Source organism: Acidithiobacillus sp. TH-A35 (genome assembly GCF_057473505.1).
In genome coordinates this window covers 1-6,501 of record NZ_JBYCKR010000037.1, presented here as the reverse complement: position 1 = coordinate 6,501, position 6,501 = coordinate 1, and the positions used below count along the sequence as shown (strand labels likewise).

Below are 6,501 nucleotides of genomic sequence, written 5' to 3'. Positions count from 1 at the left end.
CAACAATCTCCCGCACCCGCACTTCAATCTGCGGATCCAGATTGGCATCCCAGTCATGCAGTGCGTGAAACTGGCGGGTAAAATCGGGGTCGCTGGTATCCAGACGGTTCATGACGTGACTTGCGCCTCTAGTTGGTTAATGAGGGTTTCGATGGCGCGGCGCTTGAGTTTCATGGCCGCGCGGTTGACCACCAGACGGCTGGAAATGGGCATGATTTCTTCCACTTCCACCAGCCCGTTTTCCTTGAGCGTACGGCCGCTGGACACCAGGTCCACAATACGATCCGCCAATCCGACCAGAGGCGCCAGTTCCATGCTGCCGTAAAGCTTGATGATTTCCGTCTGTACGCCGCGCGCATGGAAATAGTTGCGGGTGATGTGCGGATATTTGGTCGCAATGCGCACCCGTTCCCAGCTTTGCGGTGCGTCATTGGCTGCCAGCGCGGCAGGTTCGGCCACCGCCATGTGGCAGATGCCGATACGCAGATCCAGGGGCTCATAAAGGTCCAGGCCCTCCTGCTCCAACAGCACATCTTTACCGGCAATGCCCAGGTCGGCAGCGCCCCAGGTCACGTAGGTGGGCACATCGCTGGCGCGGATCACCAGAAAGCGCACCGCGGGGTCGGTACTGGGGATGATCAGCTTGCGGGATTCTTCCGGATCCTCCGCCAGGTGGATGCCGGCGCCCGCAAAGAGGGGAATGGCTTCTTGCAGAATCCGTCCCTTGGACAGTGCGATGGTAATGCCTGCGCTCATGTGACGCTCCTGCTGTTACTGATCCGGCGGATATCTGCGCCTAAGGCGCTGAGTTTCTCTTCAATGACCTCATAGCCGCGATCCAGATGATAGATGCGGTCGATGAGGGTTTCGCCCTCCGCCACGAGTCCGGCCAGAACTAGCGAAGCCGACGCCCGCAGATCGGTTGCCATCACCGGCGCGCCGCGCAGGCGGGGTACCCCGCGCACTACCGCGGTCTTCCCATCGGCATTGATGTCGGCACCCAGTCTTTGCAATTCAGAGACGTGCATAAAGCGATTTTCGAAGATGGTTTCGGTGACGACGCTGCTCCCCACGGCGATGCAGTTCATCGCCATGAATTGCGCCTGCATGTCCGTGGGGAAGGCCGGATAGGGCGCCGTGCGTACATCCACCGCTTGCGGCCGTCGTGTCATGCGGACGCGGATCGTGTCCGCCTCGGCGGACACTTCGGCCCCCGCTTCCCGTAGTTTGAGGATGACGCTCTCCAGCAGACCCGCATCGGTGCGTTTCAGGCAAATATCGCCGCCGGCCATAGCCGCGGCCACCAGATAGGTCCCCGTCTCGATGCGGTCAGGCACAACGCTGTGCTCGGCACCATGCAGTTCAGCTACACCCTCAATCTCGATGACAGAGGTCCCCGCTCCGGAGATGCGCGCACCCATGGCCGACAGACAACGGGCGAGGTCGACAATTTCCGGCTCGCGGGCGGCATTTTCGAGAATGGTGCGTCCTTCGGCGAGGGTGGCTGCCATGAGCAGGTTTTCCGTACCGGTGACGGAGACCATCTCCATAACGATGCGGGTGCCGCGCAGACGAGATGCCTGTGCTTTAACGAAACCGTCCTCTACAGTGATTTCGGCACCCAAAGCCTGCAGACCGCTGAGATGGACGCTCACCGGACGACTGCCGATGGCGCAGCCACCAGGCAGGCTCACTTCTGCCGAGCCGTGTCGGGCCAGCAGTGGCCCAAGTACCAGTATCGAGGCACGCATGGTCTTCACCAGCTCATAAGGGGCGACGACCGAGTGTACCGGGCGCGGATCGACTTCGATCCCGAGCTGGCCGTCTACCAGCACCCTTGCGCCGAGTGTGCTCAACAACTCCAGGGTCGTGGTAATGTCACGCAGATGCGGAATATTGCGCAGTCGCACCGGCTCGCGCGCCAGCAGGGTGGCGGCGAGACAAGGTAAGGCCGCGTTTTTGGCCCCGGAAATCCGCAGCTCACCACGCAGGGGGCCATTACCACGCAGCAGCAGTTTATCCATGGACTCGAATCAGCTCGCGCTGGCCGCTTGGGCGCTGTCGACCAGTTTCTGCAATTCGCCCTGCTGATAGAGATCGGACATGATGTCTGACCCGCCGACAAACTCACCCTGAATATAAAGTTGGGGAATAGTCGGCCAGTTGGAATACTGCTTGATGCCGTCGCGAATCTGCGGGTCGGCCAGCACGTCCACCGTAAAGAGCTCCTTGACGCCTGACTGCTGCAACAGTTGCACGGCACGGGCCGAGAAACCGCATTGCGGTGCCCGCGGGTTGCCCTTCATATAAAGCACGACCGGGTGTTTCTTGACCTGTTCCTGAATAAGTTCCTGAATCGTTGCCATGGTTATCCTCGTTACATTGGGGGTGAGTGCGGCTAATGCGCCGCCGGGTGACGGAGCTGTTGCGCCTGCTCGGGAGTCAGGGTGCGCAGCGAGAGGGCGTGAATTTCCTCGCGCATACGCTCGCCCAGCGCATCATAAATCATTTGATGCTGCTTGATGAGGGAAAGCCCAACAAAGGCCGGGGAAACGACCAGCGCCTCGAAATGGGCGCCATCGTCTCCCAGAACCTCGATGAGGGCGTCGGGAAGCTGTTGCTTAATGAGTGATTTGATCGTGTTGGCGTTCATGGAGTGTAGTGTAACGTAAAAAAGCCGCTGTGTGATGTCGCTTTTTATACTGAGCTGCGCCCGGCTGTGCAAGGTGTGACGTTGAGCGCCTTATTGGCGCAGCTTGTAACCACGATCCAGCAGGCGCCAGGCAAAGAGACCGGTCCCGCCCGCGAAGGCGATGCTGACCCCTAGAGAAACCCATACGCTGGCATCAGAATCTGCAAAAAAACCATAACGAAACCCGTCGATGATGTAGAAGAACGGGTTGAACAGCGAGAGTTGTCGCCAAACACCGGGCAGGGACCGCACCGAGTAAAATACTCCGGCGAGAAAGGTCAGCGGCATAATGACAAAATTCTGAAAACCGGCAATCTGGTCGAATTTCTCCGCCCAGAGTCCGGCAATTAAGCCTAACGAACCCATGCCACTGGCGCCCAGAATGGTAAATACGATGATCCACAAGGGATGCAGTAGAGGTATGTGCAGATAAAGCAGCGCTAGCGCGAGTATGGCAATCCCCACTAGTGCCCCGCGCAGTACCGACGCGGCAACCATGGCGACGAAAATCTCGGTGGGGCCGAGCGGGCTGAGTAGCAGAAAGACGATATTGCCCGTCACCTTGGCCTGGATCAGGCTGGAAGAGCTGTTGGCAAAGGCATTTTGCAGAACCGACATCATCATCAGACCGGGAACGATGAACGCCGTATAGCTGACTCCCGGATAGACCGATATATGTCCGCCCAATGCGTGCCCAAAAACCACCAGATAGAGGATGGTGGTGATCAGCGGGGCGGCAATGGTTTGTAGCCAGACCTTGCCGAAGCGCAAGGTTTCTTTGTAAAACAGCGTCCAGACCGGTGCGAAGCGGGCGCGCGCAAGGCCCGGGCTGGGACCGGTCACGGCCTGCTGTAACCCTCCGAAAGGCTCAGGCATCGCTGCTGCGCAGGCCGGGCTCGAGGATCTCGACGTAGGCGCCGTCGCGGATGCGACGTTGCCATTCGTCCATGCGCTCGTGGACGATACGGTTGTAGAGCTGCATGCGCGCTGCGGCCATAATCTGTTTCTCTTCAACCGGCTGCTGGCGCTGAGCCTGGGAGTGCAGAATGTAAATCGCATCCCCTTCGCGGATGGGACTACTCACCCCACCAGGTTGCAAAGTGACCAGTGTGCGTTCCAGGCTGTCCGGCAATTGTCCGGGGGCGACCCAGCCCATTTCTCCACCGCCGGCAGCGGTGCTAGTGTCCTGGCTATAATTACGCGCCAACTCAGAGAAGCGGGTGCCGCTTTGCAGCGCTTGCTGGATATCCTGAGCGCGTGCCTCAGCCTCCTGCAACTGCAGACTGTTGCCGGCACGCAGGACGATCATGGCCGTTTTGACCTCGGTGACCGTCGGCTGTTCATGTTTGACATCGAGCAATTTGAAAATATGAAACCCGGTGGGTCCAGGGATGACGGGGCTGATTTCGCCCGCCTTCAATTGGAGGAGGGTTTGGGTCACTGAGGGTGGGAGTTCACCCGCCTTGACCCAACCGATGCGTCCGCCCTGCAAGGCATCGTGGCCGCTGCTGACCTGGGCGGCAAGGCGCGTAAAACTCTCACCGGCCACCACGCGATCACGCGCCTGCCCGGCTTCACGCCGGGCCGCGCTGACGGCGTCTGGTGTCGGGTTGTCAGGCAGCGGGATGAATATCTGCTGTAGGTCGAAACTCACGCCGCCCATTTCTTTGAGCTGTTGCGCGAAGGTTTTCACCTCGTCGGGGCCAATATGGACCCGGCTCTCCACTTCCTGCTGCATGAGGCGATCCACAAGAATGCGATCCTTGAGGTCGTTGGTAAATTGCTCCCATGACTGCCCTTGATTGGTCAGCGCCTGGCGTAACTGGTCAGGGGTGAGGTGGTTGGCTTGAGCGAGGTTGCTGATGGCCTGGTCCAGCGTGCCTTTGTCAACCTTGATTCCGGCGCGGTGCGCGATTTGCAGCTCGATATCCTGCAGGATCATCTGCTGCAGCACCTGGCGGTGCAGGATGTCTTCGGGGGGCATGGCGTTGGGGTCTTGCGTCTGCAGACGGGCACGCACGGCGCTAACCCGTTGCTCGAGCTGCATGGAGGTGATGATATTGTCGTTCACCACAGCAATGACCTTGTCGAGATTCTGGGTGTTTTCGGGTAGCGGCGCCGCTATCGGTGCTTCGGCAGAGTTTTCCGAATAAGTGTGCGTTGTCGTAGCGGGTGCCATCACCGGTGCGGCCGGCAGCAGGGTGTCACGGTTGAGAAAGGGCGTACTCGCCCAGGCCAAAACCGGAGCTGTCCCCAGAACGATGCTCAGGGCGAATAAGATAGGACGGCATTTGGACGACATCAGAACTCCATGCTGGCGCCCGGCACATACTGGCTGAGCAAACCGTTTGAGGCATTGCCGAGGCTGGTCAGGCCACGCAATACGATCTCCAGATAAACAACGTTATTGGACTGCCCGCCGAGAAGGATCTGATGATAAACCATCATACGGGTAGCCCAGCAGCCGCCATCATAGCCCATCCCTACGAGCTCCTCCAGCGGCTTGTGATCGGTGACATCATACTGATAGCTGCCGAGTACCTGCCAGCGCTTGTAGATCGGCCAGGCACCGGAAATGCCGGTTTGCCTCACGAAGCCACGGGTAAAACGATAGTCAAGGTTAATGACGCGCTGCGGACCGGGCAGCCACTGGGCGCGCAGGTTGAGCCGCTCCAGCTTGCGCTGCTGGGCATTGACCTGTGAACTGGCGAGGAGGTTGATGTCCGGAAGGGGCGCGTATTGTCCCTCAAAAAAATAGTTGGACTGCTGGTTCTGAGGGACGATATCGCCGGCGAGGTTGATCTGGCGCTGGTTGAAGTAGCGGATCTGGCCGACAGCCGCCTGCCAGAGCTGGCGGCCACCGGGTGTGAGCCAGGTGCCACGCAGCCCTATTGCCACCTGATTGGCAGCGTTGATGCGATCGTTGCCGGTATAGAGGCTGTTATCCTCAAAAATCATCGGGAAGTTCTGATAGGGCTGACTGGCATCGAAGATGGGGATGCTGCTTTGGGCCTGCAGGGGAATATACGTGTATTTGAACAAGGGTTGCAGCAGGGCCGTGCTGCCGTCGCTGCCGTAACGGACGAAATTGAGGCCGCCTTTGAGGCTGAGCGCCGGTAAGGTGCGATTGACGGCGCGCGCGTAGGGGGCATTACGCTGAATCTGATAGTGACTATAGTAGAGCCGGGCCTGCGGTTCCAAGAAGCCCCAGCCGTGGCTGAAGCGCCAGCCAATGGTGGGGGTGAGGTCGAGGCGCTGACCGACGGGTCCTGCAGAAGCGGAGAAGTAGTTAAAGCTGCTGTGCCAGTCGAAATAGCCGGTGCGTCCCACCCGCCAGTAGCCATCGGCAAACAGATACGGGAGCTGGGAGTAGGGCGCTGCGCCGCCAGGCGCGAGTTCCTGGTAGCCCTGCAGGGTGGCGCCCGCGCTAATATGCGTGTTGTTGTAGTAGAGTCCTCCGGAAGAGGCGATGTAGGGTGTGTTGCCAATGCCGCCCACGAAACTGCTGCCGAAACCGGCTGTGCCGCCAAAATCCGAAAGGAAGTTTTTGTAGCTGACCTGATTGTAATCGACGTTGAAGTTGAATCCGTCGCCCAGATTCTGGTTATGCTGCCAGGAAATGGCCCAGATATTTTTGTGGGTCAATTGATCAGAGGGGAGCAGGTCCAGATAGAGTTTGCCGCTATAATTGGGCTCCAGATAGCGGAACTCGTTCTGCAACATCACCCCGCGTCTGGCGAAATAGTTGACGGTGAGGGTGTCGTCCATATTACGGGCGATATCGAAATAGTAGGGGATGCCGAGGTAAA

At 59.1% G+C, this 6,501-nt stretch carries 7 protein-coding genes; all 7 read right to left on the bottom strand.

All coding sequences use genetic code 11. The features are described from left to right. Positions 1–108 precede the first annotated feature (108 nt). Entirely contained in the window at positions 109–756 is a 648-nt protein-coding gene (gene hisG, locus AC2VNK_RS01680; protein WP_291520527.1) for an ATP phosphoribosyltransferase, read from the bottom strand. Next, entirely contained in the window at positions 753–2,024 is a 1,272-nt protein-coding gene (gene murA / locus AC2VNK_RS01675) for a UDP-N-acetylglucosamine 1-carboxyvinyltransferase (RefSeq protein WP_486882576.1), read from the bottom strand. The genes hisG and murA overlap by 4 nt, the downstream gene beginning before the upstream one ends. Positions 2,025–2,033: 9 nt before the next feature. Beyond that, a complete protein-coding gene (grxD, locus tag AC2VNK_RS01670) occupies positions 2,034–2,366 on the bottom strand; it encodes a Grx4 family monothiol glutaredoxin (protein WP_486882575.1) in 333 nt (110 codons plus the stop codon). Positions 2,367–2,398: 32 nt separating this feature from the next. Next, a complete protein-coding gene (locus AC2VNK_RS01665) occupies positions 2,399–2,653 on the bottom strand; it encodes a BolA family protein (RefSeq protein ID WP_291520533.1) in 255 nt (84 codons plus the stop codon). 90 nt (positions 2,654–2,743) lie between these two features. Next, complete coding sequence (locus AC2VNK_RS01660; RefSeq protein ID WP_291520534.1) at positions 2,744–3,568, bottom strand: ABC transporter permease; 825 nt, start codon at positions 3,566–3,568, stop codon at positions 2,744–2,746. Beyond that, positions 3,561–4,994 carry a peptidylprolyl isomerase gene (locus AC2VNK_RS01655; RefSeq protein ID WP_291520536.1) on the bottom strand — a complete coding sequence of 478 codons (1,434 nt, stop codon included), beginning with the start codon at positions 4,992–4,994 and terminating at the stop codon, positions 3,561–3,563. Before AC2VNK_RS01655 ends, AC2VNK_RS01660 begins: the two co-directional genes overlap by 8 nt. Beyond that, the coding region (locus tag AC2VNK_RS01650) for an LPS-assembly protein LptD (RefSeq protein ID WP_486882574.1) at positions 4,994–6,501 on the bottom strand (1,508 nt) is incomplete at its 5' end. The genes AC2VNK_RS01650 and AC2VNK_RS01655, both read right to left, overlap by 1 nt.

Bases quoted from the DNA above. Each gene is read 5' to 3' on its own strand.
- hisG (WP_291520527.1), bottom strand. From the start codon at position 756: ATGAGCGCAGGCATTACCATCGCACTGTCCAAGGGACGGATTCTGCAA.
- murA (WP_486882576.1), bottom strand. From the start codon at position 2,024: ATGGATAAACTGCTGCTGCGTGGTAATGGCCCCCTGCGTGGTGAGCTG.
- grxD (WP_486882575.1), bottom strand. From the start codon at position 2,366: ATGGCAACGATTCAGGAACTTATTCAGGAACAGGTCAAGAAACACCCG.
- AC2VNK_RS01665 (WP_291520533.1), bottom strand. From the start codon at position 2,653: ATGAACGCCAACACGATCAAATCACTCATTAAGCAACAGCTTCCCGAC.
- AC2VNK_RS01660 (WP_291520534.1), bottom strand. From the start codon at position 3,568: ATGCCTGAGCCTTTCGGAGGGTTACAGCAGGCCGTGACCGGTCCCAGC.
- AC2VNK_RS01655 (WP_291520536.1), bottom strand. From the start codon at position 4,994: ATGTCGTCCAAATGCCGTCCTATCTTATTCGCCCTGAGCATCGTTCTG.